The organism is Legionella sp. JM-2024 (assembly GCF_055389095.1).
Genome location: NZ_AP039388.1, coordinates 3,358,794 through 3,376,532, shown reverse-complemented (window position 1 = coordinate 3,376,532; position 17,739 = coordinate 3,358,794). Strand labels below are relative to the sequence as shown.

Sequence of the window (17,739 nt, the reverse complement as noted above, 5' to 3'; positions counted from 1 at the left end):
ACGTCAATGCGACGTAAATGTGTGTGCGTTCATATAATTTGACATGAATGCGTAGCTATTTTTTCCTGATTGGCTGATGTAGTCAATTCCTCGGAAGATTTTGCCGGCTGGTTCTTCTTAAAAAAGGTATTGGTATAATACCCTTGCTCGCTGCGCAGAGCAGGAATAAGCTCAAGAATGGTTGTCAGGGATTCCGGGGCGTAAGCTGCCTTATGCAACACCGTCTCGCCATGTTTATTTTTAACCTTCACCGCATCCAATCTCTCTTGTTCAGGAATCAGCTCAAGAATGGTTTTAAGGGATTCCGGGTTGTATGCTGCATAATGCAACACCGTATTACCATCTTTATCTTGAACCTTCACCGCATTCAATCTATCTACTTCAGGATAGAGCCCAAGAATGATTTTAAGGTATTCCGGGTGGTATGTTGCATTATGCAACACCGTGTTGCCATTTTTATCTTGAACCTTCACCGCATTCAATCTGTCTTGCTCAGGAATGAGCCCAAGAATGATTTTAAGGGATTCCGGGTGGTATGCTGCCTTATGCAACACCGTGTTGCCATCTTTATCTTGAACCTTCACCCCATTCAATCTTTCTTGTTCAGGAATAAGCCCAAGAATGATTTTAAGGGATTCCGGGTGGTATGCTGCCTTATGCAACACTGTGCTACCTTCATCATCTTTAACCTTAACGGCATCCAATCTATTTTGTTCAGGAATAAGTTCAAGAATGGTTTTAAGGTCTTCCGGGTTGTCTGCTGTTTTATGCAACACCGTGACACCATGTTTATTTTCAACTTTAACGGCGTCCAATCTGTCTTGTTCAGGAATAAATTCAAGAATGATTTTAAGGGATTCCGGGTTGTATGCTGCATAATGCAACACCGTATCACCATATTTATTTTTAACCGTAACGGCATCCAATCTGTCTTGTTCCGGAATGAGCTCAAGAAGGGTTTTAAGGGATTCTGGGTAGTTTGCTGTATCATGTAACACCGTATTATCCCATTCATTTCCAGCCTTCACTGCATCCAATCTATCGTGTACAGGAATAAATTCAAAAATGGTTTTAAGGGATTTTGGTTTGTCTGCTGCATAATGCAATACCGTATTACCCTGTTTATTTTTAACCTTCAATGCATCCAATCTATTTTGTTCAGGAATCAGCTCAAGAATGGTTTTAAGGGATTCGGGGTTGTTTGCTGCATTATGCAACACTGTTTCACGCGAATAATTGTCCACCTTAACGGCATCCAATCTATCTTGTTCCGGAATAAGCTCAAGAATGGTTTTTAGGAATTCCGGGTTGCCTTCTGCAGCATGCAACACCGTATTACCATTAATACCTTTAACCTTCACTGCGTCCAATCTATTTTGTTCAGGAATAAGCTCAAGAATGGCTTTAAGGGATTCCGGGTTGCGTACTACTGTATTATGCAACATCGTATTACCCCGCTTATCTTTACCCTTAACCATATCCAATCTTTGCTCTTGAGGTATGGATTCGAGAGCTTTGGTTACATACAAGGCATTGTTTGTAAGAATTGCCCAATGCAGAATATTGCCATTGGGGTTGAGTTCCTTGTAATAAGTAATGACGGCAGAGGCCAGTGCGTTCACTTGCTCTGCTGTCAGCCATTTTTGTTTGATTAACTCGGCCACATCATCTAACGCTTTATCGGGTTTGGTGAGATTGATGTTTTTTAATAATTCCTCATATAAGGTTGGCGGGAAATTCATAATGAGGCTGATGAATTCAAAGGAGTTCTTGGGTGCGATGCCTTGAATGGCTTTTTTAATGAGTTCTTCAGGCAGTTTGCGGTAGCCTGTATCGTCTTGCAGGGTAGTAGTTCCGTGTTTGTATTTTTTTTCTAATTGCTTCAGGCTTTCTTTAGTCATGTGGGCGGGTTGATTGAATAGCGGTGTGTTTTGATTGGCTTCTACGACAGAGCGTAAATGCATGGCTGCTGTCTCAACACAAGTCCCTTTTTTTATCTCATTATCGATGATGCTACCTAAACTGCCATGATTGCCTTGAGCGTTTCTTAAATGGTCTTGTGTCTCGGAAGGCAGGCTTTTCATAAAAGAAAAAAACATTTTAATGGCTTCTTCAGCAGTGTCACTCGCATATTCACTGCCTGTCATCCTCTCCCCGCCCAAGGTCAATCCTTTGATTAACAGTTCCAGGGCTTCCTTAGGAGTCGTCCCTTGATTCTTAAAAAGAGTGATGCCATCTTTTAAGGTTCTGAGCACATGGTTATGTTCATACAAGGCATCAGCAAGTTTGGGATAGTCTTTCTTTAAGTATTTATATAATTTGACCTGACTGCGTAACGGGAAATTTTGTATAGACCGAACATCAAAAATCATCTCCCCGCTTATCACATAATGGGACAAATCAGACAGAAGAGCTTGGTTTGTTAAATCCGATGTATCTTTTTTTAAGTCCAAAACGGGCTCTATGTCTTTAAATGCTGCTTTAAATGAGCCTGAGAATGTGATGTCTTGTGGAAGCGTTACCAGAAGTTGTTTTTTCACATGCGGCACCAGGATAGCCAGCATGTCAGTCATAGTTCGGGGTTTAAAAACAAGTTCTGCTATTTCCCAATACAGTTGATTGGTTGCAGTAGACGATATTTGCTTAAAGCCAATGGCATCGACGGTATCCTTTTCTCTTTGAGCACATCGTTCTTTAAATCGGGCTTCGAATGTGTCCGGGGTTTCAAGAAGCTCGGATAAATACGTTATCTCGTTCTCTAACTCCAATTGCAGCACGCGCTGTTTCACGCTGGCATAATCATGGGGCTCTGATACCCGAGTACTGATTAATTGTTTCTTTTCTTGTAATAAGGTATGAGCCTCATCGAAAACAGTCATTTTGCAATCCCGTCAAATAAAATAGTAAAGCGCAAATTTTACATTAAAATCATTAACAAAAAATTAACAAAAAGATTTATTATTGAGCAAACAGTTTTATAAAAGAATTGTAATATACCCTACATATGTAAGATATTTTTAACAAAAGGTATGGTGATTTTACGATGAGCCTCCAAAGAGGCATCATCTAACCGGTTGAGAAGTTGATATAAATCATGCATGTTTCTAGAGCAACGGTTTAATAAAAAATGTCCCACACTCTCAGGGAGTTCAAATCCACGTTTTGTCGCACGCATTTTGAGTGTATTTATTTTTTCATCATCGTTTAATTCATTCAACTGAATCACTAATCCCCAGCTTAGCCTGGAGCGCAAATCTGCAAGTTTAATATCGCATTTTATTGGTGGTTGGTTTCCGGAAATAATTAAAAGCGATTGTTCAGAGTCTTTTATTTTATTGTATAAATGGAATAAAGCCTCTTCCCAGGCCGAGTCGTTAGCGATGGCATTAATATCATCGATACAAATTAAGGTTTGATCTTCTAATCCTTCAATACTTTGTGGTCCCCATTCTTTTAAAAAAGTTAAGGGAAGGTAAATGGCGGATTGGGTTAAATTGATGGCTTGGCAACATGCTTGCAGTAAATGAGATTTGCCGCTTCCTCTAGGGCCCCAAAGATAGAGCAACCTATCCGCTTTGAAAGTAAGCATTTCCATTAGTTGTTGTTGCAACAAGGTATTATTTCCCCAATTAAAATCATTCAGGGTTGCTTCATCATTTAATTTTATTGCTAAGGCCAGCTGCTTATTCATTTTAATGATTCTTTAGGAGACCAGGCTTTTCTTCCCCAAGTCCAAATATAATCAATATAGGAGGTAGCTGTGGTAAAGGCAGTTAAGTAGATGAGTATGTCAACTAAATCGTAAGGAAATTTGAAGTAGGCTAATTCAAACAAACATAAAGTCACTAAAGTTAATTGAAAGCCTGTATTGAACTTGCTTATAAGGGTAGGCTCGAAATCCAATTTGCGTTGGATAAAGTAATACCAGGCCAGTACCCCCATTGAAATAGTGAAGTCTCTTAAAAAAACAAGCAGGACTAACCACCACGGTAAAGAGTCTAATAGAGCCAGGGAGATGAAACTGGAAGCAACTACCAGTTTATCAGCAAGAGGATCGGCAAAGGAGCCAAAAAAACTTTGCCAATGAAAATGCCTGGCTAGCCAACCATCCAAACCATCAGTTAATCCTGCTATGATAAATATATAAAATGCTTTAACGTATTCATGATGAAATAAATACATTAAAAATGGAGCTATTAAAACCAATCTTAGCAATGTTAAGGCATTAGGAATATGTTTTAGTATCATCTGTCATACGATAATTAATGCCTCCTCTTAAATTAATAGAGGAGGGAATGTATTAAGCCAACAACCACTCTGTTATTTGAGTGTTTCAGATGGCATAGTATAAGTTAGTTTATACAATACCATTGTTTCTGTCACCTTATTGAGAAATCAATCTGAATTTATCCCATTACACTAATTGATCTTGGCATGGTTCTGATAGGGTTAGATTTTAGTATTGTTGGGGAGACTTTGTAGAGGATTCGGCTCCTTTATCGTAATATTGGTATTTGGATTTGAGTGTAAACTTAATGTAAACGTAGGTTGGTGTTCCCAATCATCATGCAACATGAGATGCTGTTGCCAACTTAGAATACGAGGATCGATGTCTTTGGATAATTGTTTAAATATAGTTTGTATTATTTGACGAACCAAGCCCCATAATTTTTTCGCAGAGATCTGATACTCATCACACAAACAGTTAATCAAATGGTACAAATTATTTTTTAGTGTTCCCTGAATGACGAGTGCTCTGGCATTATTGAGATCTTTTGTATAGATAGACAGGTGATCTGGCAAATCAGGTTTTTGAATATTTTTAAATAACTCATGATTGCATATTGTAAGGTTGCTTAGATCTCTTATTATTGTTCCCACCGGTTTATTATCATCAAAGATTATTAGAATATTGTGATGTTCTACTTCTAGCGCCACTCCATATTTTAGTAACAGATGCAATTGCCCAAATAATAATTTATGGCAGTATTGAGCGAAAAAAATCATTGGTTGTAGACCACTTGCCTTAATGATTTCAATAACTAATGGTTTATTAGTACAAGCCGAATTAGCAAATAAACTTGGTAACGGTACTACCCTTTGGTTTTCTGTTATTAGATGGATTGGATTTTGATGAAGACCGACTGATAATTTTTTTCGATTGTACTCAGAAATGCTTTCATCGTATACGCTAATATTCTCCATGTGTTTACTTAAAAACAAGGTATTTTCATAATAATTTGTTTTAGTTAACAATGAATCGATCCAACGGCTCACCTGAACCATATCATTAGAATTATCAAATTTTTTGGTAGAAGAAGATCCTGAAGTTGTTGTCAGTTTGAATAAGCATGAAGCGGAGTTCATGGGCATCATAACATTATGAGATAAAGAAGGGATGAGTGTTTGGTGATGTGGTAACAGGAGGAGTGATTTATTATCAATTAAAGGCGAAAAAGCCATTTGTACTTGATTTCTCCATTGCCACGGGTGTACAGGAATAGGATAATAATCATCAGGATTTATATGGCTAAATAATAGCCTTTCTCTCCAAAAAAAATATTCTCTAGGGAATTCTTCTGCAATTAATTGGGCGTAATCAATACTGTGATTTTTGGCTTGGATTTTGGCTTTTCTTAATGCGCACCAGTGCACACTGATTTTGGCCTGGAACTCTGGAGAATTTTGTAGCACTTCCCTTCGTGTAAATCCCATCTTTGCCCTAAATGCCGGGTGATATGGATGTCCTATGCAACCCCATTGATCCAAAAATAACAATGTTTGATAGGGTGATAGCTCATGGTTTATCCAGGCCCATAGGCTTTTGTATGGCATTGCTTCATTTCGTAATTGAGTGTTCCAGTTTTGTCTATAGGCTTGAGCCAAGGCTTCATTGGCAATGGATTCATCTAATTCTTCCCTGATTTTGCTCCATTGAAAGAATTGACTTTCCGGCATTGAGTTTTTCAATTTTACTTGCAATTGGTCAATAAAATCATGAACGTGGTGACTGGCAATGGTCGACTTTATTAATTTCTCATTGAAGGATGCTTGTTGCAAACGGTTCAAGGTGTTTTTATGAGCTAAAGTAATAAAATAATCAATACTATTTTGTGGCAGTCCTATGCCAATTTCAAATAATAAAAAGCGTAATTGATGGCTGAGTTCATGAAAATTACCATACGCTAAGGCCATTATTATCTCCTGAATAAACTAAAATACATTGTTTTTATCAATATAAATGATAATCATTCTCATTTGCAAGAGGTATTCAATAAATTAATGGATCTAATTGATTGGGTTTGAATAAAAGTTTCTGTCTTTAGAGTTAAATGATATTATTTTAAATTTTGATTATTTTAATGAGTAAAAGTATGAATTATAGACCGGATATTGATGGACTAAGGGCCATCGCAATCCTATTGGTCTTAATTTATCATGGTAGCCTCTCACTTTTCCCATCAGGATTTGTGGGGGTTGATATATTTTTTGTTATATCCGGTTTCCTAATTACAACTATCATTCATGAGTCAATCAATACGGGCAGTTTTTCATTTTTGGATTTTTATAATCGCAGATTATGGCGCTTACAACCCGTTTTTATTGGCCTTATTTTTGCGACTACATTATTAAGTTTACTATTTTTTTTACCCGAGGATTTAATAGAGTTTAGTCGGAGCGCGCGAAAAACATCACTATTTATTTCCAATCTTTTTTTTAATAAAACAACTACGGGGTATTTTTCACCTGATACTCACCAGATCCCATTATTACATACTTGGTCGCTTTCAATAGAGTGGCAATGTTATTTGATTTTGCCAATAGCCCTGTATAGTTTCTCTAGAGTCTTGAGTAAGCGACAGGTTATATACCTTGTGTATGGTTTGACTGTTTTATTTTTGTTACTGACTCTGTATAACTCAAAACACAATCCTGCTCAGACTTATTATCAATTTTCCAGCCGTATTTTTGAGTTTTTAATAGGTTCCTGTATTGCTTTAAGCCCTCGAATTGAACTTTCAATCAATAAACAGTTTTTAGAGATTTTAGGTTTACTGGCATTACTCTTTATTTTTTGTATTGCTGCGTTTGATCACATTCTTCTTGGATATCCTAATGGGTATGCTTTTTCTGTGTGCATTGCGACTGGTTTGTTGATTGCATTAGGAAAAAATTTTCCCTCGCTTTCTATAGTAAATATTCTCTCTCTTCGACCATTAGTTTTTATCGGTGTTTTATCTTATTCTCTCTATGTTTGGCACTGGGTTGTATTTTCAATTTTAAGATACCAAAGTATTGAAGAGCGTCCTGTGATTTTGTTTTTGGCCTATGGAATTACTTTTGTTTTAGCTTATTTATCGTGGCGGTATATCGAAAAACCTACAAAACGCTTCAAGAATATTCCATTTCGATACACCTTCGTTATTTTGTTGTTAGTACCCATTTTATTTTCCCATTTCAGTTCATTTGTTATTAAATCTCACTCTGGATATCCACAACGGTTCAATCAGGAGCTCGTTACCATATACAATCAATTGAAAAACCTCGAAAGTCCCAACAGAGCATTATGTATTGGCAATAATAAGACAGCTACTGATTTGAATTGCAGAATTGGGTCTAATGCTGAGTACAGTAAAACAGGTTTTATGATAGGAGATTCTTTTTCTAATCATTATTGGGGGTTTATGGATGTGATGGGGAAGGCTGCTAATGTTTCAATATTAGCTTTGGGAACCTCCTCGTGCATCACTTTACCTGACATATATCTTTATGATTGGTGGTACTTTAAAAATCAAATATATCAAGAATGTTATGAGCAAACAGAAAAATACTATCGTATGATTCGGCAGAACCATTATGACTATGTGATCATTGGTCAGGTATGGAGTAATTATGTTTCCGCTCATATTATCAATCGATTAGGAGATGAATATTCTGCGAAATTAACTAAAAAGCGTTTGGCGACTGCTTTGGACAGAGCACTTGAGATTATTGTATCTTCTGGAGCTAAACCTGTATTAATTAAGTCTACTGCACAGGCTCAAAAAAATTTGCATGATTGTTTTTTTAAACATATTAAGTTGAGACAGAACTATAATTCGGAACAGTGTCGCTTTACTCTGACCTTATCAGACAACGAGATTTGGTTAAACCACTTGTTTGATAGGATGCAGAGAAAATATCCTCAATTGGTAATAATGGATCCTAAAAAAGTGCAATGTCAGGATAATGTTTGTAATTCTGATTTGAATGGCATCCCTGTGTACAGGGATGAAGGACATATTACCGACTACGCGTCGTATCAATTTGGTTATTTATATTTGCAGAAATTTGGGAATCCGTTAGGGTAATGCTGATATTAATTTGATTCTTCATTTTTTCGGTACAGAACAAGCGTGTTGCCTATCATTTGTACTAGTTCGGCATGTAATTGTTCACATAACTCCTGAGCCATTTCAATTCTATCTTCCTTTTCAGCACCATTAATTTTGACTTTAATTAACTCATGAGCTAATAAGGCTAGGTTTGTTTCCGCTAATATCGCTTCTGTTAATCCTTTAGCACCAAGGAGTACGACTGGCTTTAAATGATGCGCCTTGGCTTTAAGGGATTGTTTGAAAGATGTATCCACTGTGATGTTCCTGGATGATAAAATGGTAAATTATTGCACGTTTTGCTGGGAAAAGGTAGCAAAATTCGGTATCATAATGAAAATTGTTTTATATACATAATTTATGAGTCGTACTAAAAGTAGTAAACGTTGGCTGCACGAGCATTTTGATGACGTTTATGTAAAAAAAGCACAAGCTGAAGGATATCGTAGTCGCGCCGTATATAAACTTAAGGAAGTAGATGACAAAGAATCTTTGATTAAACCGGGGATGACTGTGGTGGATTTGGGAGCGGCTCCTGGTGGATGGACTCAATATGTTTCGGAAAAAATGAGAGGAGAAGGCCGTCTTGTAGCATTAGATATCTTGCCTATGGATGCCTTACCTAATGTAGAATTTATTCTTGGGGATTTTCGTGAAGATAATGTTTTGCAAGAATTAATTAATTTAATTCCTCAAAGGACTTTGGACTTGTTATTATCAGATATGGCCCCAAATATGAGTGGAAGCTCGGCGATAGATATTCCAAGGGCGATGTATTTGGTAGAGCTGGCTTTTGATTTTGCTGAGAAAATGTTAAGACCTGGTGGTAATATGTTAGTTAAAATTTTTCATGGCTCAGGTTTTGATGAATTAGTGAAATTGGCTCGAGCATCTTTTGAAAAAGTAGTGATTCGTAAGCCATTGGCATCACGATCTCGTTCAAAAGAAACCTATTTGCTGGCAAAGGGCTATAATTTATAGTAGTTTTATATATATTTTTATAAGAATATTTAGCATTGTTTAAGATAGTATAACTGGGCAAGGGCTGTTTTTGGATCTCACAACAAAATTGTAAGTAACTAACGAGGTTAATACATTGAACGACATGGTTAAAAATTTATTTTTATGGCTGATAATTGCGATAGTTCTTGTCTCTGTTTTCAGTAATTTTGGTCCTCGTAGCTCGGTCGCCGAGAAAATTTCTTACAGCCAATTTTTGCAAGAAGTGGATCAAGGGATGGTTAACTCAGTTACAATCGAGGATAACAAAATCATCAAAGGCGTAACCAAAAATAATAAAAGATTCGTCACTTATATGCCAATGCAGGACAATGCTTTACTAGGTGAATTATTGAAAGGTAAAGTGGATGTCAGTGGGCAAGAAAAACAACAAGAAAGCTTCCTCTTGCATTTATTTATTAATTGGTTCCCTATGTTGTTATTAATAGGGGTATGGATATTCTTCATGCGGCAAATGCAAGGTGGCGGTGGTCGAGGAGCTATGTCTTTTGGCAGGTCAAGAGCTCGATTACTAGGTGAGGATCAGGTTAAAGTAACCTTTGCTGATGTAGCTGGTGTTGATGAAGCCAAGGAAGAGGTGAAAGAACTTGTAGATTTTTTACGTGATCCGACCAAATTCCAAAATTTGGGAGGACGTATTCCTCGTGGAGTCCTATTGGTTGGCTCACCCGGAACTGGTAAAACCTTATTAGCCAGGGCTGTTGCTGGCGAAGCGAAAGTCCCTTTCTTTACTATTTCAGGTTCTGATTTTGTTGAAATGTTTGTTGGAGTGGGGGCGTCACGAGTTCGTGATATGTTTGAACAAGCAAAAAAACATGCCCCTTGTATTATTTTTATAGATGAAATTGATGCAGTTGGTAGGCACAGAGGTGCAGGCCTTGGTGGCGGTCATGATGAACGTGAACAAACACTTAACCAATTACTTGTAGAAATGGATGGATTTGAAGGTAATGAGGGAGTGATTGTAGTCGCTGCAACTAACCGTCCTGACGTTCTGGATCCTGCACTTTTACGTCCCGGTCGCTTTGATCGTCAAGTAGTGGTTCCTCTGCCTGATATTAGAGGTCGTGAGCAAATATTAAAGGTTCATTTACAGAAGGTTCCTGTTGATACCCATGTAGAGGTAAAGGCTATCGCTCGTGGGACCCCTGGGTTTTCAGGAGCAGATTTAGCTAACCTTGTTAATGAAGCAGCCTTATTCGCTGCCAGAGCTAATAAGCGTAAAGTCGGTATGATTGAGCTGGATAAAGCGAAGGATAAAATTATGATGGGAGCTGAAAGACGCTCCATGGTGATGGATGATAACGAGAAAAAACTAACGGCTTATCATGAAGCAGGACATGCTATTGTTGGTTTGTCGGTTCCCGAACATGATCCAGTCTACAAAGTATCAATAATTCCTCGTGGACGCGCTTTGGGTGTTACTATGTTTTTACCAGAGCAGGATAGATATAGTCATAGTAAACGCCGCCTTGAAAGTCAGTTATGTAGTTTATTTGGTGGACGAATTGCTGAGGAATTGATTTTTGGTCCTGAAAGTGTGACTACTGGTGCCTCTAACGACATTATGCGATCCACAGAAATTGCTCGCAAAATGGTTACAACTTGGGGATTATCTGCTTTGGGCCCTCTTACTTTTGGTGATGAAGAAGAGGAAATATTTTTAGGACGTTCGGTGAACAAGCATAAAGAAATGTCAGACAGAACTGCTCAACAGATTGATGATGAGCTTCGTGCAATCATTGATCGAAATTATCAAAGAGCTAAGGAAATATTAGAAACCAACATCGATAAGTTACATTTAATGGCTCAAAGCCTTATTAAATACGAAACTATAGATTCTAATCAAATTCAGGAAATTATGTCTGGGAAAGAACCTACTCCTCCAGAAGACTGGGGATCAACAAAACCCATGGATAAGACTGAACCAGTGAATGATGTGGCAGCAAAACCTGTTAACGGTGAAACAATAGAAAAGCCAGCAGAAGGGCATTAGTTTTATCAGTAAGTTATTTATCGAGAGAACCCAGTGAAGTTCGAACAATTTCTTGGTTGGCTTGACCGAAAAAGCCAACCCAATTCCCTCCCTACGTTTGAGAAACCATTGATTATGGGAGTGCTGAATGTCACTTCAGACTCTTTTTATGATGGTGGCAAGCATTTGTCTATGGATAGAGCATGTGAGCATGCTTTTCAATTAATTGCTCATGGAGCCGATCTTATTGACATTGGCGGAGAATCAACCAAGCCTGGCGCTACCCAAGTTCCTTTGAATGTTGAGCTATCAAGAGTTCTTCCCGTAATAAAGCAAATTCGCAAGAATACTGATATTTGTATTTCAATCGATACTAGTAAACCCGAAGTAATGCATGCTGCAATAGAGGCGGGTGCGAATATCATAAATGATGTTTATGCTTTACGAAGGGAGGGTGCTCTTGCTATGGCTGCAAAATTAAATGTACCTGTTTGTTTGATGCATATGAAAGGTGAGCCACAAAATATGCAAGAGAATCCTTCTTATCCGGATGGGATAATGAGAGAATTACATCATTTTTTTGAAGAGCGCATTCAAGCTTGTCAAAAAATGGGACTTAATAAAAAACAATTAATTCTCGATCCTGGTTTTGGTTTTGGAAAGCGTGTGAAAGATAACCTGGAATTAATTTATCATCTGAATGAGTTGAATTCTTTTGGGTTGCCAATTCTTTTGGGAGTTTCTCGTAAAAGTACAATTGGCGCAATATTGAATAAAGAGGTTGAGCAGCGTTTAATTGGTAGTATAACCTTGGGTGTTTATGCTGCTCTAAAAGGTACAGCGATAATTAGAACACATGATGTTGAAGAAACAAACCAGGCATTCACTATGATTACTGAAATTTATCAGGCAGGTAAAGAAATAAATTGATGAAATCAAAGGATTGATGAAATGATGATTAGGCTGAGAAGATTAAATAAATTAAGGTAGGTAAGGATGAGTCAACGCAAATATTTTGGTACTGATGGCATACGAGGCCACGTTGGATTGTCGAATATTAACCCTGAGTTTGTTTTGAAATTGGGTTGGGCAGTTGGCCGTGTTCTTGCAAATGGTGAAAGAAAGAAAGTTGTAATTGGTAAGGATACCAGGGTATCTGGATATATGCTGGAATCTGCTTTAGAAGCAGGATTATCCGCTGCCGGAGTGGATGTTGCATTATTGGGTCCTATGCCTACTCCCGGGATAGCTTATTTAACGCAAACTCTTAGGGCTAATGCAGGTATTGTCATTAGTGCTTCTCACAACTTATTTGAAGACAACGGAATCAAATTCTTTTCGTCTGATGGAGGCAAATTGCCTGATTGTGTGGAGCTTGCAATAGAAGCTGAATTGGAGCAACAATTGCAAACCGTTTCTTCAGCCAAGTTAGGTAAAGCAGCACGAATTAATGATGCAGCGGGTCGTTATATAGAGTTCTGTAAATCTACAATTCCTTCCCTGTCTCGCTTATCCAATTTAAAAATAGTCGTGGATTGTGCCAATGGAGCAACCTATCATATTGCTCCAAATGTATTTTCTGAATTAGGTGCTGATGTTGTTTCTATGGGGGTAAAACCTGATGGTTTTAATATCAATCAAGATTGTGGTTCTACAGCACCGGAAGCATTAAGAGAAAAGGTCATTAGCGTTGGCGCTGATATTGGTATTGGTTTGGATGGTGATGGTGATCGAGTTATTTTAGTAGATTCCTTTGGAAATCTCGTTGATGGTGATCAAATTATTTATATGATTGCTAAAGACAGACATCAACGAGGTGTATTGAACGGGGGAGTAGTAGGCACCTTAATGAGTAATTATGGTTTGGAGTTAGCAATTACATCGTTGGGAATACCATTCCAGCGTTCTAAGGTAGGGGATAGGTACGTTCTGGAGGCGCTAAGAGAGAAAGATTGGAAAATTGGAGGGGAAACTTCTGGCCACATTGTTTGTCTAGACAAAACGACAACAGGCGATGGAATTGTAGCAGCACTACAAGTGCTTGCAATTATGGTGAAGCAGAATAAAACTCTGCATGAACTAACCGAGGGTATAAATTTGTTACCTCAAACTTTAGTTAATTTAAAAACTAATAATGCCGCATTATTAGCTTCCAATCCTGATGTTATTCAAGCAGTTAAAAATTTGGAAAGTAATCTGAATGGCGAAGGTCGAGTGTTACTCAGGCCTTCTGGCACTGAACCACTATTGAGGGTTATGGTCGAAGGCGCTAATGAGTCTGTTGTCAGACAACAAGCACAAATGTTATGTGATGATATCAGCCTGATTGATAAACAATTAACTGAGAGCCAGCCTTCCATTTAAATATCAGCTTTTTTAGCGTTGATAATATTAAAACCGGCTAACAATTAATTTGCCAGGATCTATAAAATTGTATGCACCATAGTTTTCGTAACTGTTCACGCTGTATCACTGGAATGTCATATGCGTTCAACCTGGTCATAAATATGGAATTCCACCAGGATTCAAGATATATACCCTGAACGGTTACTGGTTTTCTGCGGTATCTATGATGAACTCTCTGAGAATTTATTTAAGCGCGTCAGGTTAATGCTGAAGAGGCTTGTCAATAGCCTCTCCAGTTTTTTAGTTTCAATTGCTTATTGGAATCATGGAGTGAATCATTGTATCAGCCTCCTCGAGTAACTTGTCAGATCTTGTTTTGAAAAAACAAGGTCTTTTGGAGTACTCATATTCTTCTTGTCCTCTTAACTTGCCGATTATCATTCTGAAAAAATCTTCCAAATATTCCCATACTCTCATAAACCCTCTATGGCGCTTTAAAGACTCATATCGGGGATCTTTGGTAATAAGAGGTATGTTCTCTTGATTTGAAATTTTAGAATTAGGTTGCTCCATCAACTGTTTAATTGAAATAAGCGAACGTGTCGCTTGAATGAATAATTCAGCCTCTAAGGGGTGTTCAGTTTTCAATTTTATATACTGCTGGTGAAGTTTTTGTAATTCTTCGGGCCAATTAGTGAATTGTTGCTCTTCATCGATGGGCTCATCAAGAATAGGCAGAGCAGGTTTTAAACTGAGAAGGTTATTTAGATCTTGTGCTGGATTAGGACACAGACGCTTATAAGCCAGTAATACGGCTAAGTCCTTCTTATTTTTTAATTCAAACAAGATGTCCTTTAAAAGATGGAGTGCCTTAAGCCTTAAAATCTCATTTACAGAAGAGCTCTGAATTGTCTCATGTAAGTCCTTATACCACAGCTGTATTTCCTCTGGATGTTGTTTTATACATTCCAAGTTTTGTATATGGAATGAATTTAATTTTTGTTTGAATAGGTTAGAGGAGGGGGGCAATACCATGATTTTGGGATCAGGGCCAAAATGGGGGTTTACTCTTTTCTGTTCATTCTCAATGGTAAGCAACTCAGAATCTTCTTCTGAAGAGATACTAATTTGATTACCTGCCTCATCAAAAAAGGATAACAAATTGTCTTCTGATGATTCATTATGGCCTTTGGGCTCTGAGTGCGATAATGGTAAACCTTTTGGTTTCCTGGAGGTAACTACTTCAGGGGTTAATGGTCTTAATGGATCAGACTGCGTTGATTTTACATCAACTTGCATTATTTGCTCTTTTTCTATTTGTTGTTTTTCAACTAAAGAGTCAGTACCTTTCTGAACCAATTGGGTAGGTTGAGTTGATTTCACGACAACGGGTACTTCCAGTTCTTTCTTTTTTTGCTGTTCTTTTACGGGAGAGTCAGTCCCTTTCTGAACTAATTGGGTAGGTTGAGTTGATTTTACGACAACGGATACTTCCAGTTCTTTCTCCTTTTGCTGCTTTTCTATGGGAGAGTCAGTCCCTTTCTGAACCAATTGGGTAGGTTGAGTTGATTTCACGACAACGGGTACTTTCAGTTCTTTCTCTTTTTGTTGTTTTTCTATGGGAGAGTCAGTACCTTTCTGAACCAATTGGGTAGGTTGAGTTGATTTCACGACAACGGGTACTTCCAGTTCTTTCTCTTTTTGTTGTTTTTCTATGGGAGAGTCAGTACCTTTCTGAACCAATTGGGTAGGTTGAGTTGATTTCACGACAACGGGTACTTCCAGTTCTTTCTCCTTTTGCTGTTTCTCTATGGGAGAGTCAGTCCCTTTCTGAACCAATTGGGTAGGTTGAGTTGATTTCACGACAACGGGTACTTCCAGTTCTTTCTCTTTTTGTTGTTTTTCTATGGGAGAGTCAGTCCCTTTCTGAACCAATTGGGTAGGTTGAGTTGATTTTACGACAACGGGTACTTCCAGTTCTTTCTCCTTTTGCTGTTTCTCTATGGGAGAGTCAGTATCTTTCTGAATCAATTGGGTAGGTTGAGTTGATTTCACGACAACTGATATTTCTTCGTTTATTGTTACTGTCTGTTTTTCCACTGAAGAGTCAATTCTTTCCTTAACTAGACTAGGTAGAGGTAATTTATTTAATTCAGACACAAGTGGTTGGATTTGATTTTCAAGAGAAGATAAATCCTTTTCAATAGAGGTTATGTTTTCTTTTTTTAGCAGTTGATTTGAAGACAATTGCAATTGCTTAATAAGAACTTTTGCTTCACTGGTAGCCAGCCCATGGTCCTTAAGCAGAAGATCAATTTGTTTCGCAGCTTCAATATAGGATTGGCATAAAATAACTTGCTTTTGTAAATCATCTTTCAGCGGATCTTCAGTATTCAAAGAATCCTTATTTTTTTCGGCTTCTTGTAGATTTGGAAGCTGGTCATCCATAGTTGTTAACAAATCATGTTCGTTTCTTAATTGGTTTATTTGTTTACTAAGGGAAGACAACTCTCTATATTTACTCAGTGCCTGTAAATTTAAATCACGCTTTTCCAAAACACGAGGCATGTTCATGAGTAGTGATAAATAAAAATCAGCAGCTGAAGATTCATAAGAAAGATCACTGGATAAAGAAAATGTTGGTATATCATTTATTGGTATATCATTGATCAGACTAATAGCATCGGATACCAATTTTTGGAGGTTTTGTTTATCTTCTTCATTAGATGGTGCTTCGGGTAAAGCTTTTACTAATAATTCTTGCTGTCTTAAAAAATCTTCGTGCTTTACTTTCAAGGCTTTTTGTTGTTCCAATAATTTCAGGTAGCTGACGGAGTCCTTAAATTTTTGCTGCTCCTCATTATATTGAGGATTCGAATACCAGGCACTCCAACCACCCAGAGAGAAAATTCCATCAATTTTGCTTTCATGTTGCTGTATTAGCTCGGGCACATTACTGCTGTCTTGAAACTGTTTGGTTAAATCCTCTTTTAAATTTTGAGCGATGGGGTGGGTAGTTATTGCAGTTTCAATACTCCTTTGAACTTCAGTTGAGTTTTCAATTTCTTGATTTAATTCAGATTCCTTTTTACTAATAGCCGATGCGGATAATTGTTTGGCAAATCGTTTTTGCAATTCATCCCAGCTTTCAGAGAGACGAGTTAATTTTGCTGTTTCCCGTTCAACTGAATTTATAATTTCTTGAAAAGAATCTAATGTATCTTCTGTACGGCATTCGATACCTAAATTAGATAAATCTTGTATCAAACCATCAAATTGATTTTTAAGTAGCACCAGCTTTACTTTTGCTTTGTGAGTGTCTATTTCTTTAATGGATTTGAAAAGGTAACTATAGTGGTTAACTACAACTGACTTTTGCGCTCCTCCATATTCTGGAAAGTTATAAGGAACAGCCAATGGATCTTGTCTGGACAAACCTTCGTTGGCCTTTGGTTCAATTTCTGTATACAGAGGTGCAATCTCTTTTTTAGCTAGTTCAATTGCTTTGGCTATTTCAGAAATTTTTCTTTGAAGCTCATCCCCTTTTTTCATTAATTCATCAAGTTTTAGCTTTTTCTCTTTGTGTTCTTCAAGCTCAGCTGTTAAATTGGAATATTCATTTGCATATTTTTTAAGTGATAATAACAGATTAAACTGGAGTTCAAGTTCTACTGGGGCTTGTTCTTCTGGTAGCGGGGTAGAACTAAATATTTGTTTTAAATTTAAAGGGTTGATTGGCGGAGTTAAGGTAGAGATTTCATTCATTAAATGCAGTATGATTTCGTTCATTGTAAAACCCTCCTGGTTAAGTCATTTAGGATTCTATCGAAATAAAGCGACTAAGCAAGTAGAAAAATGTAATTTATGCAAAAAAAATGAATAAATAATTCTGAAAAAAAACATAAGATAAAGCTACACATCTGAGTGAAGTTTCGGTATAGTCCACAGCGGCTTACCATAGGCTGGTATTATAAACCTTCGTAATAAAAAATAGATTGATGCCTGTGTTGAAAACTATTGGAG

The 17,739-nt window shown here is 37.4% G+C and carries 11 protein-coding genes; 5 read left to right on the top strand and 6 right to left on the bottom strand.

Annotated elements, in window-relative coordinates:
- Positions 1-29: 29 nt before the first annotated feature.
- The 4 genes from ACZ5EK_RS14780 to ACZ5EK_RS14765 form a co-directional block, all read right to left on the bottom strand.
- Entirely contained in the window at positions 30-2,879 is a 2,850-nt protein-coding gene (locus ACZ5EK_RS14780; RefSeq protein WP_464430459.1) for an ankyrin repeat domain-containing protein, read from the bottom strand.
- 119 nt (positions 2,880-2,998) lie between these two features.
- On the bottom strand, positions 2,999-3,691 hold the full coding sequence (gene hda / locus ACZ5EK_RS14775; RefSeq protein ID WP_464430458.1) for a DnaA regulatory inactivator Hda: 693 nt from the start codon (positions 3,689-3,691) through the stop codon (positions 2,999-3,001).
- Positions 3,688-4,248 (bottom strand): CDP-alcohol phosphatidyltransferase family protein, encoded by a 561-nt coding sequence (locus ACZ5EK_RS14770; RefSeq protein WP_464430457.1) that lies wholly within the window; start codon positions 4,246-4,248, stop codon positions 3,688-3,690. The genes hda and ACZ5EK_RS14770 overlap by 4 nt, the downstream gene beginning before the upstream one ends.
- A gap of 201 nt (positions 4,249-4,449) precedes the next feature.
- Complete coding sequence (locus ACZ5EK_RS14765; protein WP_464430456.1) at positions 4,450-6,195, bottom strand: IucA/IucC family protein; 1,746 nt, start codon at positions 6,193-6,195, stop codon at positions 4,450-4,452.
- Between the two features lie 179 nt (positions 6,196-6,374).
- Between ACZ5EK_RS14765 and ACZ5EK_RS14760 the strand changes: the two genes are divergently transcribed.
- The gene (locus ACZ5EK_RS14760; RefSeq protein ID WP_464430454.1) at positions 6,375-8,351 is read left to right on the top strand and encodes an acyltransferase family protein; all 1,977 of its coding nucleotides are present in this window, start codon (positions 6,375-6,377) and stop codon (positions 8,349-8,351) included.
- An 8-nt stretch (positions 8,352-8,359) separates the two neighbouring features.
- Here ACZ5EK_RS14760 and yhbY read toward each other — a convergent pair whose 3' ends face one another.
- Entirely contained in the window at positions 8,360-8,632 is a 273-nt protein-coding gene (gene yhbY, locus ACZ5EK_RS14755; protein ID WP_464425554.1) for a ribosome assembly RNA-binding protein YhbY, read from the bottom strand.
- A gap of 103 nt (positions 8,633-8,735) precedes the next feature.
- On the opposite strand from yhbY, the gene rlmE reads away from it, so the two are divergent.
- The 4 genes from rlmE (at position 8,736) to glmM (ending at position 13,734) form a co-directional block, all read left to right on the top strand.
- Positions 8,736-9,356 carry a 23S rRNA (uridine(2552)-2'-O)-methyltransferase RlmE gene (gene rlmE / locus ACZ5EK_RS14750; protein WP_464430453.1) on the top strand — a complete coding sequence of 207 codons (621 nt, stop codon included), beginning with the start codon at positions 8,736-8,738 and terminating at the stop codon, positions 9,354-9,356.
- A 124-nt stretch (positions 9,357-9,480) separates the two neighbouring features.
- On the top strand, positions 9,481-11,391 hold the full coding sequence (gene ftsH, locus ACZ5EK_RS14745; protein WP_464430452.1) for an ATP-dependent zinc metalloprotease FtsH: 1,911 nt from the start codon (positions 9,481-9,483) through the stop codon (positions 11,389-11,391).
- Positions 11,392-11,424: 33 nt separating this feature from the next.
- Entirely contained in the window at positions 11,425-12,300 is an 876-nt protein-coding gene (folP, locus tag ACZ5EK_RS14740; RefSeq protein ID WP_464430450.1) for a dihydropteroate synthase, read from the top strand.
- Between the two features lie 66 nt (positions 12,301-12,366).
- Positions 12,367-13,734, top strand: coding sequence for a phosphoglucosamine mutase (glmM, locus tag ACZ5EK_RS14735; protein WP_464430449.1), 1,368 nt, complete (start codon positions 12,367-12,369; stop codon positions 13,732-13,734).
- A 288-nt stretch (positions 13,735-14,022) separates the two neighbouring features.
- Here glmM and ACZ5EK_RS14730 read toward each other — a convergent pair whose 3' ends face one another.
- A complete protein-coding gene (locus ACZ5EK_RS14730) occupies positions 14,023-17,505 on the bottom strand; it encodes a Dot/Icm type IV secretion system effector LepA (protein ID WP_464430448.1) in 3,483 nt (1,160 codons plus the stop codon).
- Between the last annotated feature and the right edge of the window lie 234 nt (positions 17,506-17,739).

Excerpts from the sequence above, each read along its gene's own strand:
- ACZ5EK_RS14780 (WP_464430459.1), bottom strand. The coding sequence starts at position 2,879 with ATGACTGTTTTCGATGAGGCTCATACCTTATTACAAGAAAAGAAACAA.
- hda (WP_464430458.1), bottom strand. The coding sequence starts at position 3,691 with ATGAATAAGCAGCTGGCCTTAGCAATAAAATTAAATGATGAAGCAACC.
- ACZ5EK_RS14770 (WP_464430457.1), bottom strand. The coding sequence starts at position 4,248 with ATGATACTAAAACATATTCCTAATGCCTTAACATTGCTAAGATTGGTT.
- ACZ5EK_RS14765 (WP_464430456.1), bottom strand. The coding sequence starts at position 6,195 with ATGGCCTTAGCGTATGGTAATTTTCATGAACTCAGCCATCAATTACGC.
- ACZ5EK_RS14760 (WP_464430454.1), top strand. The coding sequence starts at position 6,375 with ATGAATTATAGACCGGATATTGATGGACTAAGGGCCATCGCAATCCTA.
- rlmE (WP_464430453.1), top strand. The coding sequence starts at position 8,736 with ATGAGTCGTACTAAAAGTAGTAAACGTTGGCTGCACGAGCATTTTGAT.
- ftsH (WP_464430452.1), top strand. The coding sequence starts at position 9,481 with ATGGTTAAAAATTTATTTTTATGGCTGATAATTGCGATAGTTCTTGTC.
- glmM (WP_464430449.1), top strand. The coding sequence starts at position 12,367 with ATGAGTCAACGCAAATATTTTGGTACTGATGGCATACGAGGCCACGTT.
- ACZ5EK_RS14730 (WP_464430448.1), bottom strand. The coding sequence starts at position 17,505 with ATGAACGAAATCATACTGCATTTAATGAATGAAATCTCTACCTTAACT.